Annotated in this window: 18 protein-coding genes; 9 read left to right on the forward strand and 9 right to left on the reverse strand. The window is 44.0% G+C overall.

The genetic code is table 11. The features are described from left to right. Nucleotides 1-119: 119 nt before the first annotated feature. Entirely contained in the window at nt 120-1130 is a 1011-nt protein-coding gene (locus L1D15_RS03890) for a putative 2-aminoethylphosphonate ABC transporter substrate-binding protein (protein ID WP_239836222.1), read from the reverse strand. Nucleotides 1131-1423: 293 nt separating this feature from the next. Here L1D15_RS03890 and phnW point away from each other — a divergent pair, with 293 nt between their 5' ends. The 3 genes from phnW to phnX are packed head-to-tail and all read left to right on the forward strand — an operon-like array spanning nt 1424 to nt 4749. Continuing rightward, nucleotides 1424-2539, forward strand: a complete 1116-nt coding sequence (gene phnW / locus L1D15_RS03895; protein ID WP_239874729.1) for a 2-aminoethylphosphonate--pyruvate transaminase — start codon at nt 1424-1426, stop codon at nt 2537-2539. 4 nt (nt 2540-2543) lie between these two features. Beyond that, the gene (locus tag L1D15_RS03900) at nt 2544-3917 is read left to right on the forward strand and encodes an aspartate aminotransferase family protein (RefSeq protein ID WP_239874730.1); all 1374 of its coding nucleotides are present in this window, start codon (nt 2544-2546) and stop codon (nt 3915-3917) included. A 16-nt stretch (nt 3918-3933) separates the two neighbouring features. Next, entirely contained in the window at nt 3934-4749 is an 816-nt protein-coding gene (gene phnX / locus L1D15_RS03905) for a phosphonoacetaldehyde hydrolase (RefSeq protein WP_239874731.1), read from the forward strand. Nucleotides 4750-4804: 55 nt separating this feature from the next. On the opposite strand, the gene L1D15_RS03910 is transcribed toward phnX, so the two are convergent. Beyond that, on the reverse strand, nt 4805-5407 hold the full coding sequence (locus L1D15_RS03910; RefSeq protein ID WP_239864228.1) for a DUF1294 domain-containing protein: 603 nt from the start codon (nt 5405-5407) through the stop codon (nt 4805-4807). Between the two features lie 232 nt (nt 5408-5639). On the opposite strand from L1D15_RS03910, the gene L1D15_RS03915 reads away from it, so the two are divergent. Beyond that, complete coding sequence (locus L1D15_RS03915) at nt 5640-5960, forward strand: hypothetical protein (protein ID WP_239864230.1); 321 nt, start codon at nt 5640-5642, stop codon at nt 5958-5960. Nucleotides 5961-6025: 65 nt separating this feature from the next. Further along, the gene (locus L1D15_RS03920) at nt 6026-6712 is read left to right on the forward strand and encodes a YafY family protein (RefSeq protein ID WP_239864232.1); all 687 of its coding nucleotides are present in this window, start codon (nt 6026-6028) and stop codon (nt 6710-6712) included. A gap of 276 nt (nt 6713-6988) precedes the next feature. Here the strand turns inward: L1D15_RS03920 and yjjG are convergent, their stop codons facing one another. Continuing rightward, nucleotides 6989-7663 (reverse strand): pyrimidine 5'-nucleotidase, encoded by a 675-nt coding sequence (gene yjjG / locus L1D15_RS03925; protein ID WP_239864234.1) that lies wholly within the window; start codon nt 7661-7663, stop codon nt 6989-6991. A gap of 95 nt (nt 7664-7758) precedes the next feature. Here yjjG and L1D15_RS03930 point away from each other — a divergent pair, with 95 nt between their 5' ends. The 4 genes from L1D15_RS03930 (at nt 7759) to yiaY (ending at nt 11126) form a co-directional block, all read left to right on the forward strand. Then, nucleotides 7759-8667 (forward strand): LysR family transcriptional regulator, encoded by a 909-nt coding sequence (locus L1D15_RS03930; RefSeq protein WP_239865374.1) that lies wholly within the window; start codon nt 7759-7761, stop codon nt 8665-8667. A 154-nt stretch (nt 8668-8821) separates the two neighbouring features. Next, a complete protein-coding gene (locus L1D15_RS03935) occupies nt 8822-8977 on the forward strand; it encodes a hypothetical protein (RefSeq protein ID WP_239874732.1) in 156 nt (51 codons plus the stop codon). A 53-nt stretch (nt 8978-9030) separates the two neighbouring features. Next, a complete protein-coding gene (gene elbB / locus L1D15_RS03940; RefSeq protein WP_239874733.1) occupies nt 9031-9681 on the forward strand; it encodes an isoprenoid biosynthesis glyoxalase ElbB in 651 nt (216 codons plus the stop codon). Between the two features lie 296 nt (nt 9682-9977). Beyond that, nucleotides 9978-11126: an L-threonine dehydrogenase gene (gene yiaY / locus L1D15_RS03945; RefSeq protein ID WP_239836212.1), complete on the forward strand. Its 1149-nt coding sequence runs from the start codon at nt 9978-9980 to the stop codon at nt 11124-11126. Between the two features lie 59 nt (nt 11127-11185). Here yiaY and L1D15_RS03950 read toward each other — a convergent pair whose 3' ends face one another. The 6 genes from L1D15_RS03950 to secD form a co-directional block, all read right to left on the reverse strand. Next, a complete protein-coding gene (locus L1D15_RS03950) occupies nt 11186-11335 on the reverse strand; it encodes a hypothetical protein (protein WP_239874734.1) in 150 nt (49 codons plus the stop codon). A 119-nt stretch (nt 11336-11454) separates the two neighbouring features. Further along, entirely contained in the window at nt 11455-12282 is an 828-nt protein-coding gene (locus tag L1D15_RS03955) for a hypothetical protein (RefSeq protein WP_239874735.1), read from the reverse strand. A 20-nt stretch (nt 12283-12302) separates the two neighbouring features. Then, on the reverse strand, nt 12303-14510 hold the full coding sequence (locus L1D15_RS03960) for a metallophosphoesterase (RefSeq protein WP_239874736.1): 2208 nt from the start codon (nt 14508-14510) through the stop codon (nt 12303-12305). Nucleotides 14511-14956: 446 nt separating this feature from the next. Then, nucleotides 14957-15742 (reverse strand): hypothetical protein, encoded by a 786-nt coding sequence (locus L1D15_RS03965; protein WP_239874737.1) that lies wholly within the window; start codon nt 15740-15742, stop codon nt 14957-14959. Between the two features lie 120 nt (nt 15743-15862). Beyond that, nucleotides 15863-16765, reverse strand: a complete 903-nt coding sequence (secF, locus tag L1D15_RS03970; RefSeq protein WP_239874738.1) for a protein translocase subunit SecF — start codon at nt 16763-16765, stop codon at nt 15863-15865. 2 nt (nt 16766-16767) lie between these two features. Beyond that, nucleotides 16768-18606, reverse strand: coding sequence for a protein translocase subunit SecD (gene secD / locus L1D15_RS03975; protein ID WP_239874739.1), 1839 nt, complete (start codon nt 18604-18606; stop codon nt 16768-16770). Nucleotides 18607-18641: the final 35 nt, after the last annotated feature.

The raw sequence follows: 18641 nt of genomic DNA on the forward strand, positions 1-18641 counted from the left end.
CTCTTGTGTAACTTTTTATCTGCTCACACCAATATTGATAAAAATACCTTTAGCTGATTAGAAAACAAAAGGGAGAACCTAAGTTCTCCCTATGGATTAACCAAATTGTGTATCACTAATTACGATTTTGGCTCAGACTTTGCGTCAAATTTCGCAGACCAAGTAGCCAAGATATCAGCTCGCTTGCTACCCATTTGCGCAAAATCCATCTCCGCCATATTTTCTTGTACATTCGGGAAGTTGGACACTGTTGCTTTCACTTCTTTATGACCAACCACTGGGTACATTTCTACGTACAGTTCATTAGCACTCTTAGAAATGGACCAGTCAACCACACGTTTCGCTGCGTCAGACTCTTTTACCAAACCAACCGCTTCTGATTCCCAACCAATACCTTTAGGCGTAATCACCGCAAGTGGCGCACCTTGAGTTTTCAGCTTAGCGCCGCGACTTGCCATTGAGATACCAATCGCCACTTCTCCCATACCTGCTTGAACACAAGGTTTAGAGCCTGAATGCGTGTAATGAGCAATATTTTTATCCAGTGCTTTCATGTAATTCCAGCCCTGGTCCTCACCCATGCTTTGAAGCCACGCTGACACCTGCATATATCCAGTACCAGATGACGCTGGGTTTGGCATTGCAATATGGCCTTTGTAAACCGGATCCGTCAGATCTTCCCATGACGATGGTTTAGGTAGGTTCAACTGTTTTGCCACAGCTTCATTGAAACAAACCGCATTGAAATATGCGTCATTACCGAACCAAGCTTGATTCGACTGCGGGTCGTTGAGGTTGGCATGTAGAGACTCAGCACCTTTTGGTGTATATGGCTTAAGCAAGCCTTGCTCTTTCAGCAATGCCATTGAAGAGCCCGCAAGGCCCCATACGACTTCCGCACGCGGGTTGTTTTTTTCAGCAAGGAGTTTTGCTGTCATTATACCCGTAGAGTCACGGACCCACTTAATTGTGATGTCTGGGTTTTCTTTTTCAAATGCCGATTTATATTTTGCAAGAATGTCAGTTTCAAAAGCGGTATAAACCGTCACTTCCTCAGCGGCCATCACATTAGTCGCTAGAACAGAGACAAGCGCAGCCAGCGATCCTTTCATCAAACGGTTCTTCATCATTTTCTCCAGTTAAGACTCTATCGTTTGAGACCAATTCACTTCCCTTTGGGCAAAATACATTGGTCTGTACCAGTTAATGACATACACCCTAAATTGGCTTTGTGACGATTCTATGAATAAAAAATGGCACTTTTTATAAACCTGTTCAAAAAATCCTCCTTCATCACGGACCTAATATTTTCGATATGAAAGTTTTATGAATTTCAGTTTTTGTCTATTTACTCATCGTTTCCTCGCTTGCTAGAGTAAGCTTAAACTCTGGTGTATACCAAAAAAACAAAATGGATATTAGGATGAATAACGAATACCTACTGCTTACTCCTGGACCTCTATCAACTTCTGCTACTGTTCGTCAAGCCATGCTCAAAGACTGGTGTACTTGGGATGATGATTACAACAGAGATATCGTCGAAGTGATTCGAGCGCAACTGGTGAAGTTAGCCACTCATCACAGCGGCTATACAAGCGTATTGATGCAAGGCAGTGGCACGGCGTCTGTCGAAGCAACAATAGGCAGCGTTATTAGCAAAAAAGGCAAGTTGCTGGTCATCGATAATGGCGCATATGGTGCTCGAATCGCACAAATCGCACAATATTTGGACATCCATTGCCATGTCGTTTCCCCTGGCGAAACATCACAGCCAAACTTGAACGAGGTGGAAACGGCATTGGCAACGGATCCCGATATCACACACGTTGCTGTCGTTCATTGTGAAACGACAACCGGCATGCTTAACCCAATTCAACCCCTGGCTAAACTCGCGAAACAATATGGCAAAGTCGTCATCCTAGATGCAATGTCGAGTTTCGGGGGTATCCCAATGGATATTGGTGACATGGGTATCGACTTCATGATCAGCTCAGCCAATAAATGCATTCAAGGCGTACCTGGTTTTGGCTTTGTCATCGCTAAGAAGGAAGAGTTGGAAAAATGTCAGGGTCGTGCACGTTCTCTTAGCTTAGACCTCTATGACCAGTGGCACTGCATGGAAAAGAATCACGGTAAATGGCGTTTCACGTCACCAACTCATACTGTGCGTGCTTTCTACCAAGCTCTGCTAGAGCTGGAACAAGAAGGCGGTATCGAAGCGAGGCACCTGCGCTACCACACCAATCAGACCACGCTGGTCGCTGGTATGCGCTCTCTTGGTTTTGAGCCTTTGCTCAACGACGAGCTTCACTCTCCAATCATTACTTCCTTCTATTCACCCACCCACGAAGATTATCAGTTTAAGACCTTTTATGAACGCCTTAAAGAACAAGGGTTTGTGATCTATCCAGGTAAAGTATCGGATGCAGATTGTTTCCGAATTGGCAACATCGGCGAAGTCTACCCACAAGACATTGAACGCCTGATTGGGGCGATAAAAAACGCCATGTACTGGCAAGAAACAGCAACGGTAGCTTAATGCCATGAGTCAATCAGTCAAGCCCACTCACTTTCGTAGCGAAGGGGACGTGAACACCACCTCTGCACGACAAGCTTGGAGCGCTTCTTTGAAAGATGAGCAAACGCAAAGCTTACTTCAACGCGATAGTGATGTGTTCGTGCATCAGGCAATGTCGACCCCTTGTTTAGATGCGCTTGAAAGTGCTGAAGGCATTTATTTGCAAGACGCAGCGGGCAAGAAATACATGGATTTCCATGGTAACAATGTCCACCAGTTAGGTTACGGCCACCCTCATATCATTAAAAAAGTCACGGAGCAAATGGCAAACTTGCCATTTGCTCCTCGTCGATTCACCAATGAAACGGCCATCAAATGTGCAGAAAAGCTCACTCAAATCTGTGGCGGAGAGCTAAATCGAGTGCTCTTTGCCCCCGGTGGCACTTCAGCCATAGGAATGGCACTCAAATTAGCTCGCCATGTCACGGGAAACTTCAAGGTGGTATCACTTTGGGACTCGTTTCATGGAGCCTCGCTTGATGCCATTTCCGTTGGAGGCGAAGCTTGCTTCCGAGAAGGTATGGGGCCTTTAATGGCTGGTGTAGAACGCATTCCACCTGCTGTTTCTTATCGGGGGGCATTTCCCAATACCTCTGATGATGTTCACTACGCCGATTATCTAGAGTATGTCATCGAGAAAGAAGGCGGTATTGGTGCATTTATTGCCGAGGCAGTACGAAACACCGATGTTCAAGTCCCGAGCAAAGCCTATTGGAAACGTGTACGTGAGATTTGTGACAAACACAATGTCATGTTGATCATCGACGATATTCCTAACGGTATGGGGCGTAGCGGTGAATGGTTTACTTATCAAGCTTACGATATAGAACCGGACATTTTATGTATTGGTAAAGGCTTTGGCGGAGGCCTGGTTCCAATTGCAGCTATGGTCACCAAAGACAAATACAACACCGCTGAGCAGATCTCTATGGGTCATTACACCCATGAGAAGAGTCCAATAGGTTGCGCCGCCGCTCTCGCGACCATGGAAGCTATTGAGCAAGAAGGTTTGCTGGAAAAAGTAAAAGACGATAGCAAATTTGTACGTAAAAAATTGCTGGAAATGAAAGAGAAATACCCAGTAATTGGAGACATTCGTGGCATTGGCCTGCTCTGGGGAATAGAGCTCGTTACCGATAAACAAACAAAACAGCGAGCGTACGATGAAGCAGAGTCAGTACTTTACCAATGCCTCAACAATGGGCTGAGCTTTAAAGTCTCCCAAGGTAATGTGATTCAGTTGAGTCCTCCACTGATCATTTTACGCCAACAACTGACCGAAGCACTAGCGATCTTTGAAGAAGCAATCGCTAATGTGTGTAATGAATACAACTATTGATAACAAGGTATCAATTATGACTAATTCACCAATCCAAGCCGTTATCTTTGACTGGGCTGGGACCATAGTAGATTTTGGTTCATTTGCTCCAACCAGTATTTTCGTTGAAGCCTTCAAACAAGGTTTCGATTTCGACATAAACCTTGCAGAAGCCCGAGAGCCGATGGGACTGGGTAAATGGGATCACATCCAAGCGGTAGGCCAGCTGCCATCTGTCGATAAACGCTGGAACGAACAATTTGGTCGTTCAATGAACAGTGACGATATTGACCGTATTTACGCAGCCTTTATGCCGCTGCAAAAAGCCAAAGTGGCCGACCACGCAGAACCAATTCTCAATGCCATTGAAGTGGTCAATAATCTAAAAGCTCAAGGTATCAAAATTGGATCCTGTTCAGGTTATCCTCGTGAAGTCATGGATGTGCTTATTCCTGTCGCAGCCGACTATGGCTACAAACCAGACTATGTCGTAGCAACGGATGACCTTCCTCAAGGTGGTCGCCCTGCCCCCTACATGGCACTAAAAAATGTTATCGAACTCAGTGTGACGGATGTTAAGGCATGCATCAAAGTTGATGACGCTGCCCCAGGAATTGACGAAGGGCACAATGCGGGTATGTGGACTGTTGGATTGCTACTATCCGGTAATGAAGCCGGGTTAACTTTCGAAGAATATCAATCTGCAGATGAAGACACGTTGAATAAAGCACGTGAGAAGGCCAAAGCAAAACTCATCAAAAGCGCCCCTCATTACCTCATCGATACGATTTCTGAGCTACCAGACGTGATTAAAGATGTCGAACGCCGATTAGCAGCCGGAGAGCGCCCATAAACGGTGACAGCTACAGCGAGTATCAGCCAGCTACCACAAAGTAGCTGGCTGCTTTTTAAAACAAAAGCATCACTTGCAACTGAGACAAAAACTCTAAGGTTGTCATCATTCCCTCTTCTGTTAGCGTCCAGCAAAACAGAGTAAAGTTTGCTAGTAGTGTCACCCAAAATAGACTTTTAAAGCCTATATCACTGTATTTATGATGCAGAACAGACTGAGCCAACAACGCTCCGGGCCAGCCACCAAAAACATTGATGATATGAAAAGTGACCGATGGTACTCGCCAACCACCAGTATGAAGCGCATGTTTATCTAGTGCGTACACCATATATGCAATGGTACTTAGCGTAATGTAGAGAACAAAAGAAAGCGGTGGATAATCAAGCAGAAAAACACTCGCCACAAGTGTGCTGAAAAACCAAATGGCTATTGAAAGCGTAAAATTGAAGACTACCTGACGCTCTATATTAACAGCACGTATCCCTCCATGCGCATCCTTAGCTAAGCGAAATTGCACTCGTTCACTGATGCGAGGAGGATGACCATACGCTTCCAAATCACATAGATGGAACTTAATCTGTGCTTCCTGATCATCAACCGAAATATATCCGTAGCCTTTACTATCATGCCACTCACTAATGGTGCCTTGAATAGCCATAATGATCCCTCACTCCCTTGAGCGTCCTACTCAAGGATACCTAGCCCAACCAATCTATTATTTATTTGCACTGCTACGAGTAGTTTAGCTCATAAACAACAAGTTGCTTAATAACATTATAATAATGCTTCAAGTAACCCCAGTTTGGACTCAACATCATTACTGACAGTTTCTGACACTCCACTGCCATACACTCACTTTGAACTTAAACAAAGTCAAAAGGAGTAACACAATGGAAAACGTTATTGAAATGGTTAGCTTTAAACTATTATCAGGTACAACACCGGATGAATTGGTAGAAGCGGCCAATCAAAGCCAGAAGTTCGTCGCCAATTTAAAAGGCTTTCAATATCGTTCCTTGAGCCATAACGAGGAGAACAACACATGGACAGATGTCGTGTATTGGGACTCAATGGAAGATGCTAAAGCCGCTGGTGAGCAGTTTGTTAACTGTGCTGACTGTCAACCTCTAATGGCACTGATTGACTCCGAATCGGTGAACATGCAACATCAGATTCTCCGAATGAGCGATCTAGCAGCTAAGTACCAGTAATATTGATTTAACGCCTCGCTAAGGAGAACATTTCAATGTTCTCCTTTTAATCAACAAGGAAAGAAATGAGTAAATCGGAAAGATTGTTTGAGCTACTAACCTTGCTGCGTTCAAAGCGCTATGCGGTGACAGCAGCAGAGTTAGCTCAGTCAATGGAAGTCAGTGAACGAACCATTTATCGTGACATTCAGTCGCTGATGAACTCCGGTGTCCCGATTCAGGGGGAAGCTGGTGTGGGCTATGTCCTACAAGCTGGTTCGCATTTACCTCCCTTAATGTTTTCTGAACGGGAAATGATGGCTCTCGAGCTAGGTATGAGGATGGTACGCGCTTGGTCCGACAGCGAACTCGCTGATGCTTCCACAACAGCGTCTACAAAAATTCTTTCCGTATTACCAGACAAACGAAAGCAACAAGTTGAAAGTTTCCCCATTCTAGTCCCAGATTTTTACACGCAAACAGAGTCTGCCCGACATGGACAAATGCTGCGCCATGCGATTGATGCAAAACTGAAAATAGATATTGATTACACCGCAGAAAGTGGCGCTAGAACGCAACGAAGGCTGCAACCACTTGGACAAATGTTCTGGGGAAAAGTGTGGACGCTGGTCGCGTGGTGTGAACTCAGAAATGCCTATCGACATTTCCGGTTAGATAGAATAGAAACACTGAGCATATTGGATCAACAGTTTGAAACTACAGCAGATAAATGCCTAGAGCATTACATCACGATATATGCTCCGAAGGACTAATCGACAGTTAAAAATGTCGGACAGATGTTGGTTGCCATTTTGCATCCACTCATGTCACACAGCACATCAAACTCCACATGTTCAGTCACAAAAGGAGGTCCTTCATCACGGCTCATATCTCTAATATGAAAGAAAATGTGCTGAGTGGGTGAATTTTGTGACGATATCAAACCATAGCCATGTTTTGCATTCCACTTTACGATGACTCCTAACATGCGCTAACCCTCATTCATAATCTTGAAGATTGTACTGACAGGTAGCGCAATAAGATCACCTTCAAGCCAATAATATTTCTTTCAATTCAAATAAAGAACTGACAGTGTGATTCGGGACAATGCCTTCCACGTCATCCTGTTTGGCACAATTCAACCAACAGGTTTCAATACCAAAGTTGATACCGCCTAAAATATCGGAATGTGGATTATCGCCCACCATCAGGATTTTACTTTTACATGGGCTGCCCATTTTCTCCAACGCATGAGTGAAAATACCCACATCTGGTTTAGCAATGCCTACTTCTTCTGAAATGATCACATGCTCAAAATAATTGGTCATTCCGGTACGCTCTAAGCGGATTGCCTGTAGCTCAGTAAAACCATTAGTGATAATCCCCAGCTTCGCTTTTCCCTGTAACGCGTCCATTAGCTCTTTTGCCCCCGGCAGCAAGGTACAAATATCTGCCATTGCATCAAGAAATGCGCTGTTTAGCTCTGAGGTCGTCGTTTCAAGCTTTGCTGCCCACTCTTCAAAACGAGTGTGCTTCAATTCATGGGCGGAGATGGCACCGTTCTGATAATCAACCCACAGTGGCTTGTTCACTTTTTGGTAGTGGTTGTAGTCATCCTGTGTAAACTCAACCCCTTTACGAGAGAACATCAACTGCATCCCTTGAAAGGCATCGAAGTGGAACAGGGTTTCGTCAGCATCAAATAAGATCCAATCGTACTTCATTTTTCTCTCCTCAAAATTCGCTGCCAGTGTAGATTGTTTTCCTTAAGATGATAATCTACCAATCAAGAAACTTATTGTTTACTATTACTCAACCAATGCAAGCATACTCGTCCATACCTATTTTTGTTGCCGTCGTAGAGAGCGGAAGCTTCTCAACAGCGGCAGAGAAGCTCCATATAACAAAATCAGCCGTCAGCAAGCGAATTAACCAGCTAGAAGATGAACTGGGGATTCGATTGTTGAACCGCACGACTCGAAAGCTCAGCCTCACGGAAGCCGGACAACGCTACTATGATTACGTAGCTCAATCACTTAGCTTGGCCCAACAAGGGATTGATGCTGTAACAGAACTGCAAGGAAAGCCAACTGGGAAGCTAAAGATCACTGCTCCAATGTCTTTTGGTGTTCTGCATATTGCCCCTCTGGTGGCTGAGTTTTTGAATCTATATCCTGATCTAGAAATTGACTTGCAGCTTGAAGATCAGATGGTTGATCTCGTCCAAGGTGGTTTTGACTTGGGAATCAGAATCGGTCACTTACCTCTTTCCAACTTAGTTGCGAAAAGACTCGCAACATGTCGCAGCATCTTATGTGCCTCTCAGCAGTATCTCGATGCATTTGGAGAGCCCGAAAAACCCAGCGATCTTAGTCATCATAATTGTTTACGCTATGCCTATTTTCGTGGTGGAAGTGAATGGACATTTGAAAGTGCTGCAGGATCTTTCAGTGTGGTACCAAAAGGAAAATTAGTCGTCAATAACAGCGAAGCCATTCGACGCGCTTTACTTGAAGGGCTTGGCATCGGCCAACTGCCGACTTTCATTGTCGCTAAAGATATTGCCGCAGGTAACCTCAAACCTGTACTGTCAAACTATGACCTACCTATTCATGCCGTATATGCCGTATTCCCAGAAAGAAAACATCTACCACTGAAAGTTCGAGCTTTTGTTGACTTTATCGCCGAAAAATTTGGCTCCGATATCCCCTACTGGGACTCGATTTAAACAAGTGAACGTCATCACCATAAAAACGTGACTGTGTCCTCACTACCAAACTATCGGACAATTTCGAGGTCAATTTCATGATGTAAGACAAAAGTTAATCAACTTATCAAGACCACAATTAGACCAATCCCAACGCGATGAATCTAGAGGTTTTATGAAACGATTTTTCCCCTCGAGTGTGATGCTCACTCCTTTTGTCGTCAAATATTATTCTGAGCCAGGACAAGATGATAGTGACATTGATACTGATGATGACTCGAACGCCGTGTCTCAAACTGATGAGAAAGAATGCGACTCACTTCCGGTCTAAAGTATTTATTTTCATCTACCCTATGCAACGTCAGTTTGATAAGGAAATAAGTAATGAAGAAAATCGCAGTTATCCTCAGTGGCTCAGGTGTATTTGATGGCGCAGAAATTCATGAATCAGTTCTCGCCTTGCACGCGATTGAAAAGCAAGGAGCCAGTTGGCACTGCTTCGCTCCAGATATTGATCAGCTCCATGTGATTAATCACATCACCGGAGAAGAGATGCCGGAAAATCGAAATGTCTTGATCGAAGCGGCTCGTATCGCACGCGGTAATATTGAAGATGTGGCGAAACTAAATGCTGAGGAATTTGACGCACTCGTTCTGCCTGGTGGTTTTGGTGCCGCAAAAAACCTGACGGACTTTGCTATTAATGGCGCAGAATGCAGTATCAATACACATGTCGCTTCAGCGTGTCGAGCTTTCGCCCAAGCAAGAAAACCAGCCGGCTATCTGTGCATTGCACCAGCCATCATTCCGATGATTTACGGCAATGGCGTCAAGGGTACAATCGGCAATGATGAAGCCACTGCTTCTGCATTCAGTGCATTGGGAGGTGAACATATCAATTGTGAGGTGGGCGACATCGTCTTCGACGAAGAGCACAAAGTACTTTCAACACCTGCATATATGTTAGCGGGCAGTATTTCTCAGGCAGCCAGCGGCATCGATAAACTAGTGAGAAAACTAGTAGAAATTGCTTAATTTCCCGATTCGACACCACAGCTCTCTGCTCAATCAGAGGGCTTTTTTCATTTTCACACAAAACCATCGCTGAACAATATTACGACAATCACGGTTCCTGTTGAATAAACGGTTGCGGTAACCCACTAATATTTAACATTATTATCAGGCAAACTCGACCTCTCTGACCAAGATCACAAATCTAGAGCACATATACCACTTTTGGGTAGGCAAATTGTTTGAGATCAAAATTACAAGGCCTCTGTATGTGCCAATCTATTTGTAGTTTTTATTCTAAATATATTCGGAGCAAGTCGATGACAAGTGCATTTTTTATCCCTACTGTAAACTTAATGGGTGCTGGCTGTTTAAAGGATGCAGCAGACAGTGTGCAGTCTCAGGGCTTCAAAAAAGGTCTTATCGTTACAGACAAGATTCTTAACCAAATCGGTGTAGTAAAGCAGGTTCAAGATCTGCTAACAGAACGCGACGTCCAAACTGTAGTGTTTGACGGCACTCAACCTAATCCAACAATAGGAAACGTAAACGACGGCCTGGCTCTACTCGCCGACAACGAATGTGATTTTGTTATTTCTCTAGGCGGCGGGTCTCCACATGATTGCGCAAAAGGAATTGCGCTTGTCGCTTCAAACGGTGGCAAGATCGGCGATTACGAAGGCGTTGATCAATCAGCCAAACCCATGTTACCTCTGATTGCAATCAACACTACTGCTGGAACGGCATCTGAAATGACCCGATTCTGCATCATTACTGATGAAGAACGCCACATTAAGATGGCTATTGTTGACAAGCACACCACTCCGCTAATTTCAGTCAATGATCCAGAACTGATGCTAGCAAAACCTGCATCATTGACAGCCGCAACAGGTATGGATGCCCTTACACACGCTATTGAAGCGTATGTTTCTATCGCTGCAACTCCTATCACCGACGCCGTCGCCATCAAAGCTATTGAGCTTATTCAGGCTCATCTGCGCACCGCTGTCGAAAACGGTGAAGATATCGAAGCTCGCGAACAAATGGCTTACGCGCAATTTATGGCCGGTATGGCGTTTAATAACGCTTCTCTGGGTTATGTCCACGCCATGGCTCATCAGCTGGGCGGCTTCTATGACCTACCACACGGGGTGTGTAACGCCATTCTGCTTCCACATGTACAACGATACAACGCGCAGGTGTGCCCTGAACGTTTACGTGATGTTGCGAAAGCGATGGGAGTAGATATTGAAGGTATGACAGCGGAGCAAGGCGCAGAAGCAGCAATCGATGCCATCGTGACACTGGCGAAAGATGTGGGCATTCCTGCGGGCATCAAAGAACTAGGTGCTAAATCAGAAGACATTCCGACACTCGCAGATAACGCACTGAAAGATGCGTGTGGCTTTACCAACCCGAAACAAGCGACTCACGAGGAAATTTCTTCCATCTTCGAAGCCGCTATGTAATTCCGTTTTTCTTTTCCTAACTCAAGCCTCTTTCGGGAGGCTTTTTTCATAGCAGTAATCTAGTAAGAACGAGTGATCAAGCCTAGTATCGAAGCATCGGTTTCGCCAAAATATAACGTCACTGACTTGGTTTTACCTTGAGCAAAGCTGCCGTCTTGCTCAATTTTAGTAGGGGTTAACGTACTTTCATTAATGAGTGAGGATTTCATTAAGAAGTTTACAAGGTGGGCTTCGCCCTAGACGCATTGTTTCAGGAATTCAGAAATGAAAATGCCAGTAACCTTAGTTACTGGCATTGTGCTCAATCAATTAATACAAGTGATTTAGTTTACTGTGATGAAGCGCTATCAGTCACAACGAAAGGCTCAAACTGATGCACGTTGATCAATTCATTCACACCTGCCATCTTAACCTCAGTGATCGTTAACTCTGCTGATTGTTCTGCACCTTGTGGAAGTTTCAAGCTGATCGAGCCTAATTTAAGCTCTCCTTCTTCTGTCACACCATGGAAGAGCTCACCAGGGTTATCACTTTTGGCGTAGAGCAATACGTACCCTTCATTCTCACCAGTCCAAACGATACCATTCTGGCTACCTTCGCTATCTAAAGGTTCAAACTTCCCGAGCCCATCTACGTATGAGCCAGCTTCATCTATGGTCCCTTCAACTTTGAATGCAATTTTAGCATTGAGTAGACCACTATGATGAGGCATGGTAAAAGCGAACGTAGCAAAACTGTCTACATTCCCTGATGCATCTGCTGATGTTGTTATACCTTCAGAGGTAATGGCAAAGACTTGCTCAGTGAGCCCTTCAACCACCAGTGTTGATTCAGCTGTGTGGCCACTGTCACTACTCGCTACAACTTTTGCTGTACCGTAATCCAGCGCTTTTAACTTGATAGAAGACCCGTCTTGACTTACTGAAGAAATCTCTAAGATTGACTCATTACTTACCGACCAAGTGATTGGTCCTTCTTCGCCCGTGTTAACTGCTGAAATGTCGTACGTCATGTTTTTCTCAGCATCCCATACCTCTTCAACATTTAAAGAAAGGTTTCCTTGTGACGCATCATCTGATGAACCAAGGTTACAGCCAACTAAACTCAAACAAACGGTGACTAGTGCGGCTTTGAACAAAGTGTTGTTATTTAGCATATTCATATTCTCGTATTGTGTTACTTATGCATATCGAGCTTGTTGTAAACAGACATAAAGTCTTTCATATCAATAACCTGAGCACCGCTATCATTAGGTATATCAACGAGATTGGCACTCCCTGCGTCCCAACGCATATGATGCCAATATGGATCGCTAGGTGCGTTTGTGGAGTGCATATAACGCTGCACCATTGCCAAGTCAGCTAAATCAATTTTAGTGTCACCGATAAACTCACCACCGGTTGGGTGGCCCGCAATATCCCCTTCTGGGTAGACCGCCTTAAACGCGATACGATCTTTAGTCATCATTGCGTGCGTCGAAGTTTGACCAGAGCTAGTGACGTCTAAACGGGTGATTTCAAATTCCGTGTAAGCGTCGTCTTTGCTTGCTTTACCTGTTGAAACTTCTGCATTAGTTGCAAACTTAACATTCACCACTTGCTCTGTTTCGCCTGTATCTGAAGAACAGCCACCTTTCATGACACACTCTAGTACTACGGTCACCTCGACTTGAGCACCGGGCATAGGCTCTCCATTTTCATCGAACAGAGGTTCATACGTATACTGGGCCCCATCTTGTTCTACAACCTTGAAGCCTCCCTTGCCTTCGATAATCCCAGTATCGATATACACGCTATCGGTCACTTCAACCTTATCGTCTTCGATGGTCTGGGTATGCATGGTAAATTTAAGTTCGATCTGTTCAACGTCATCCAACGCCGACATATCAACTCCAAACTCGACCATTTCCCCTTCTTCAGCAAACGCAACATTGTCTTCATTAACAATATCCAACGCGTATACATTATTCACCGCTTCCGTCACTTCTACAGTAATGGGGTTAGACCACTGTCCACCAGAGCGTACGTGGATCTCGGTTTCACCCGGAGCAATTGCGGTCAAAACGGCTTTACGTGTGGTAGAGTCAACATCAAGCTTTGCTACACTGTCATCAGCAACGACCCATTCCAAGTCTTTTCGATTGTTGCTTTTAACTTCCGGTGATGCCTTAGCATAAATGGTTTCATAAGTGCCCGCTGGGAGTGACGTTTCTGTCTTGGTCAGCCATTCATTACCGCCATAATTGTCTGGATCGTCGTACTCTATTCTTATGTCGATCTTCTCAATAGTTTGGGGGATTTCTTGGGCGAATCTGGTGCTAAAGTTAATGTAATCATCATAGTGATTCCATTTATCAGTGAAGTAACCTTCAGTGCCAACGGTATAGTCCCCATCCCCCTCTAGCTCATCAATATGCGGTGAATATGAACGGTGGGAAATCTTGTTGTTGTCAAAATCAATATCAAGAATTCTCAGGTAACCTTTACCACTCTTTTCACCACAGTTTTCTGGGTACACATCACTACAGGTTTCATCGTCTTCATAAAGATTTTGATAATCGACAAGCACCTGATTTACTGGCAATCCACTGTCATTAGTTCGGACAATGTTATAAGCGCCATTAGTAGGCGCAGGAGAAGAGTGACCATTGATCGTCATAAATATTTGGTCTTCTTTGCTAATAAACTCCTCCCACATTTGAATCGGGTCATGAGTCAAGAAGCCTGAGAAAACATTGTTCGTATAACCAAGCTCACCGTCTTGGCCCACCAATCGATGAGTGACAAGAATCGTAGGGACATTCGGATGATCATCCAATACCTTACGTCCCCAGTCCAAATCTTCATCCGTCGGGTCAATCACCATGTTGAGCACGATGATTTCCTGCTCATTTAGCTGATATTTGAACGCTGTAGACAGACCGTTTGGGGAACTTGCGATAAAGTTTGGCATGTTCTCAAAACGCTCAGGTCCATAATGTTTGAGATAATTTACTGCATTGACCAGTTCCCATGATGATGCCGATTTATCTACATCATGGTTACCTAACGTAGTGCTGTAGGGGATATTTACGTCATCAAGAATCGCCATTGCCTTATTAGCATTATCCCATTCCCAGTCGTTTTGACCTTTTTGGACAATATCCCCTACATGGATGACAAACTGAATGTTTTCATTGTCCGCATTCTCAGCAAGCCAGCGAGTTTGCTTCTCGTAAATTTCTGGGTAATTCAATGACAAATATTGTGTATCAGGTAATATCGCTATTTTGATGTTCTCGCCAAGATCGATATTTCCATCATCTCCCGTGGCAAAAGCTGTTTGCACAGACAAGCCTAAAAGAGATAAGACCAGCCCCTGCTTAGCCGTGTTTCTTGCGCCCATTATTTACATTACTCCTAGTTTTTATGGTATTTCCATTGAGGCGCTAGGTTATAAAATGACTTTATTACATTTTTAAAAAGGTAACATTTCAGTCGTATTTCATTTTTATTTAAAACCTTAAACTTGATCAATAAAACAACCAAGCTATTGATAATAAAGCAAAAAAAAGTAACAACTAAATAAAGAGCGAACTATAATAATAAATAATCACATAAAAAATAGATAATTAACAAAGATAAACAACCAATAATAATGATTTTAATTCAGATATAAAAAACCAAAAGAAACATAACCCACTTAAATTAAACTGCATTTGCAATAATTTAATTATGAATTATTTATAAGTATCTATCACTATAGTTAATTTTAAGGAATATAATATATTTACATTATGACAGAAGAATAGATATCAAAGAAAAATATAAGATAGAATACCTTTTCGGTATTTAAATTAAAGACTCAATATTGGTAATCCATCTTGGTAAATGTAGGTTGAACCAGTCGATATACTTGCTGAGTTGGGGCTTTTTACGCTTATAAAGAAGGTTGGTTACTTCAATGACCAGCCATGCTTTCGCAATAATAAGCTGTTTCAGCAACGCTTCTCGCGACATAGGCTGATGCACACTCAGATATGTATCAACAATACGTAACATATCGCTTTTATCCCCTAGCCCTTTAACCAAAGGTGCTAAGTCAATTGCTGGGCTACCCGTGCTAAAGCGTTCCCAATCGAATAATACCCATTCACCGTTTTCTCTTCTGCCCCAATTGCCGTCATTAGTATCACCAGACAGTAGAGTGGGGTTTTCAAATATCACGTCACTCTGTAAGTGTAACTTGCCAAGAAACTGTTTATGCTCCGCAGTAAGAGAGAGCATAGCCAGTGATGTCTCCATTGCATTATCACTCCAACAGTGCGACTTAAGCTGCCAATCAGGACAGACTGGCGTTTGATGTATAGCGGCTATCTGCTTAAATGGTTCACTCGCATTAACCAACTCTTCCAGCGTTACCGAATGAGGCACATATTCGATGACAATCGAGTCCTCGTCAGCTGTGATAAGACGTGGTGACTTAACACCTTGTTGACTTAGAACCTCAGCGGCGCTTAGGTAGAAGCTTCTCTCAATAGCGTTTACCCCTTGTTTTCGAATGTATTGTTGTCCTTGCTTTTCAATCAAATGCACCTTAGCGGCGCCCATTTGCGCCATTTCTTGCTCTGTTTTCATGCATCCTCCACCATAGCCAATCTCAGTCAACACCATAAGCTAGCGGAGTTTTGGTGTGAAGAGAACAAAAAATGCCCTATAAATTGGTTACAGGGCATAAGCTAAGGTTATGATGCGGAGTTATGGCGCAGAGTCAACTTCAACAGGTAAGTAATGCTTAGGCTCCAGCTTTAGCCACTCCGGCAATACCGTCCCTATCGATATCGAAGACCAAGTACCAGAAAGAATGCCGATAAACATTGCAATCGCAAATCCTTCAAGCGCATTGCCCCCCATGATCCATAGTGCTGATACTGTGAGTAGCGTGGTGCCGGACGTAACCATGGTTCTGGAGAATGTTGCAATAACTGCTTGATCGTTTATCTCATCAGTAGGTGTAGTCTGTTTGGCCACTAGCAGTTCACGAATGCGGTCTGCAATAATGATAGAATCATTTAACGAGTAACCTAATATTGCCAGAATAGCGGCGAATACAGTTAAATTGAACTCCATCTGAGTAGCAGCAAAGAAACCCAGTACCAAGACGACATCATGAATAAGGGCCAGCAATGAACCACTTGCCAATCGCCACTCAAAACGGAAGCACAGATAGCCCAGAATGCACATCATCGAGATCAGCAACGCCAATCCACCTTGGTCAACCAAATCCTGTCCGACCTGAGACCCTACCATGCTGTTACTCACTATATCTACTTGGTGTGATAGCCCAGACAATACTGATGAAATATCAGGTGTGCTTGCCCCCTCATCTGGGATTGGGTAACGAATTATCCAACGCCCCTCTTGATCAGAATGCGTCACAGACGTGAACTCTCCCAGCGAAGGCTGTAGAGCTTTGAGCAAATCGCTGTTGTTCAGGGTTTTATCTACCTGAACTTCTGTCACCATACCACCAGTGAAGTCTAGGCCCATATTTAAGCCTTTTACACCGAAGGCAATCAGTGAGATGGCCATCAATCCAACCGAAACAAAACTTGTGATATATCGGATTCGACGGATATTTTGTTTTAGATACTCAACCATAATTAAACCCTTACATCACGACGGCTATCGCGTCCCCAAACTAAATTAATAATTGCGCGTGAAGCGAAAACGCCACTGAACATACTAGTTAACAACCCGAGGCCTAACGTCAGAGCAAAACCTTGGATCGGACCGTTACCGATCGAGTAAAGGACCACTGCCGTGATCATAGTGGTAATATTGGCATCCAGAATGGTACTCAATGCACTGCCAAAGCCTAAATCAATTGACTGAGCAAAAGTTCGCCCCTCTGCCAACTTATCTTTTATTCTTTCAAATATCAGAACATTCGTATCCACCGCCATACCGACAGTCAATACAAGCCCTGCAATGCCCGGCAGTGTTAAAACCGCCCCCGGTAATAACGCGATTAGGCCCAGCAAGCTAATCATGTTGACGACAAGTGCTACATTGGCAACCCATCCTAAGCGTCGATACCAAAGCGCCATAAAAATCAACGTCATCGCCATACCAAGCGCTAGTGCCGCAAAACCATTTTCAATGTTTTCGGCTCCGAGTGAGGCACCAATGGTACGTTCTTCAACGATAGTGACGGGCGCAGTTAGTGAACCAGCACGAAGCAGTAACGCTAAATTTTGAGCTTCATCCAGAGAGCCTGCTCCAGTAATGCGGAACTGACTACCAAGTTGCGACTGAATAGTGGCAACACTGATGACCTTCTCACTGCGCTCGGTTTCGCCGTTAGCATTGGTCGTGTACTCACGGTATACCGTCGCCATTGGCTTACCAATGTGTTTGCCGGAAAAATCACTCATTGTTTTACCACCAGAGTGATCCAGTGAAATATTCACCTCGGAAAAGCCCATTTTGTCGACACCAGCGCGAGCATTAACGATGTGCTCCCCCGTTAAGACCGGACGTTTTGACAGCACTACATCACGGCCATCATTGTCCTTCAGAACAATGTCACCATAGGAAACTCCTTCAGATGGCGCTTTTGCTTCATGAAACGCAAGTGTGGCTGTTGCACCTATGACATTCTTTGCTTGTGAAGGATCTTGCACCCCAGGTAGCTCGATCCGAATGCTGTGCTCTCCCTGTCGTTGTACCAGCGCCTCTGTAATCCCAAGCTCTTCGATACGATCGCGCATGATCTTAAGGTTTTGCTTTATCGTGACGGTTTGGAAATCTGATTTGTTCTGCGCTGTTGGTTTCACTGCTAAATAGTCAGAATGACGCTTAATCTCCCAACCCGAATAATTTTGACGGATATAGTTCGCAGACTGAGTTAACGCTTCTCCTGAGTTACTTTTCAGATCAAAACCATCCACGCCAACTTGGGCAAATTTAACCCCGCGAATATGCTCCCGACGCAACATATCTCGCATTTCATCCACAATAGTATTTCTTTGTTCTTCAAATGCTTTGTCTACATCTACATTAAGCAAGAATTGCACACCGCCTCGAAGATCCAGCCCAAGTTTAATTGGGCTAAAGCCCATGTCACTCAACCACTTGGGTGCAACAGACACGTACGAAAAAGTAATCGAGTCTTGTTTACCTAACAAATCATTCAGCACTTCACGCGCTTGGGTTTGAGCGGTTTCGTTATCAAACACCAAAATGGTGGTGTTATCTTCCTGAGCAATCTCATTCGCGTGGATATTTCGTTGTTCCAAGTAGCGATTCAGTTGCAAGGGATTATCAAGAATTTCATTTTTTTGTGACGTTGTCACTTGAATGGAAGGCAGCTCCCCATACCAAGTTGGGATGGCACTGAGTGCAAGAACGACCACTGTTACAAGCAGCACAACATATTGCCATGCTGAGTAACGGTTCATCACTCTCGCATGTTTTTTATTAGGTGTATTTTTCTTCATATATTTATCTTTTACATGCAATACCTAGTCACGGC

Origin of the sequence: Vibrio sp. Isolate25 (genome assembly GCF_022398025.1) — a bacterium.
GTDB lineage: Bacteria > Pseudomonadota > Gammaproteobacteria > Enterobacterales > Vibrionaceae > Vibrio > Vibrio coralliilyticus_A.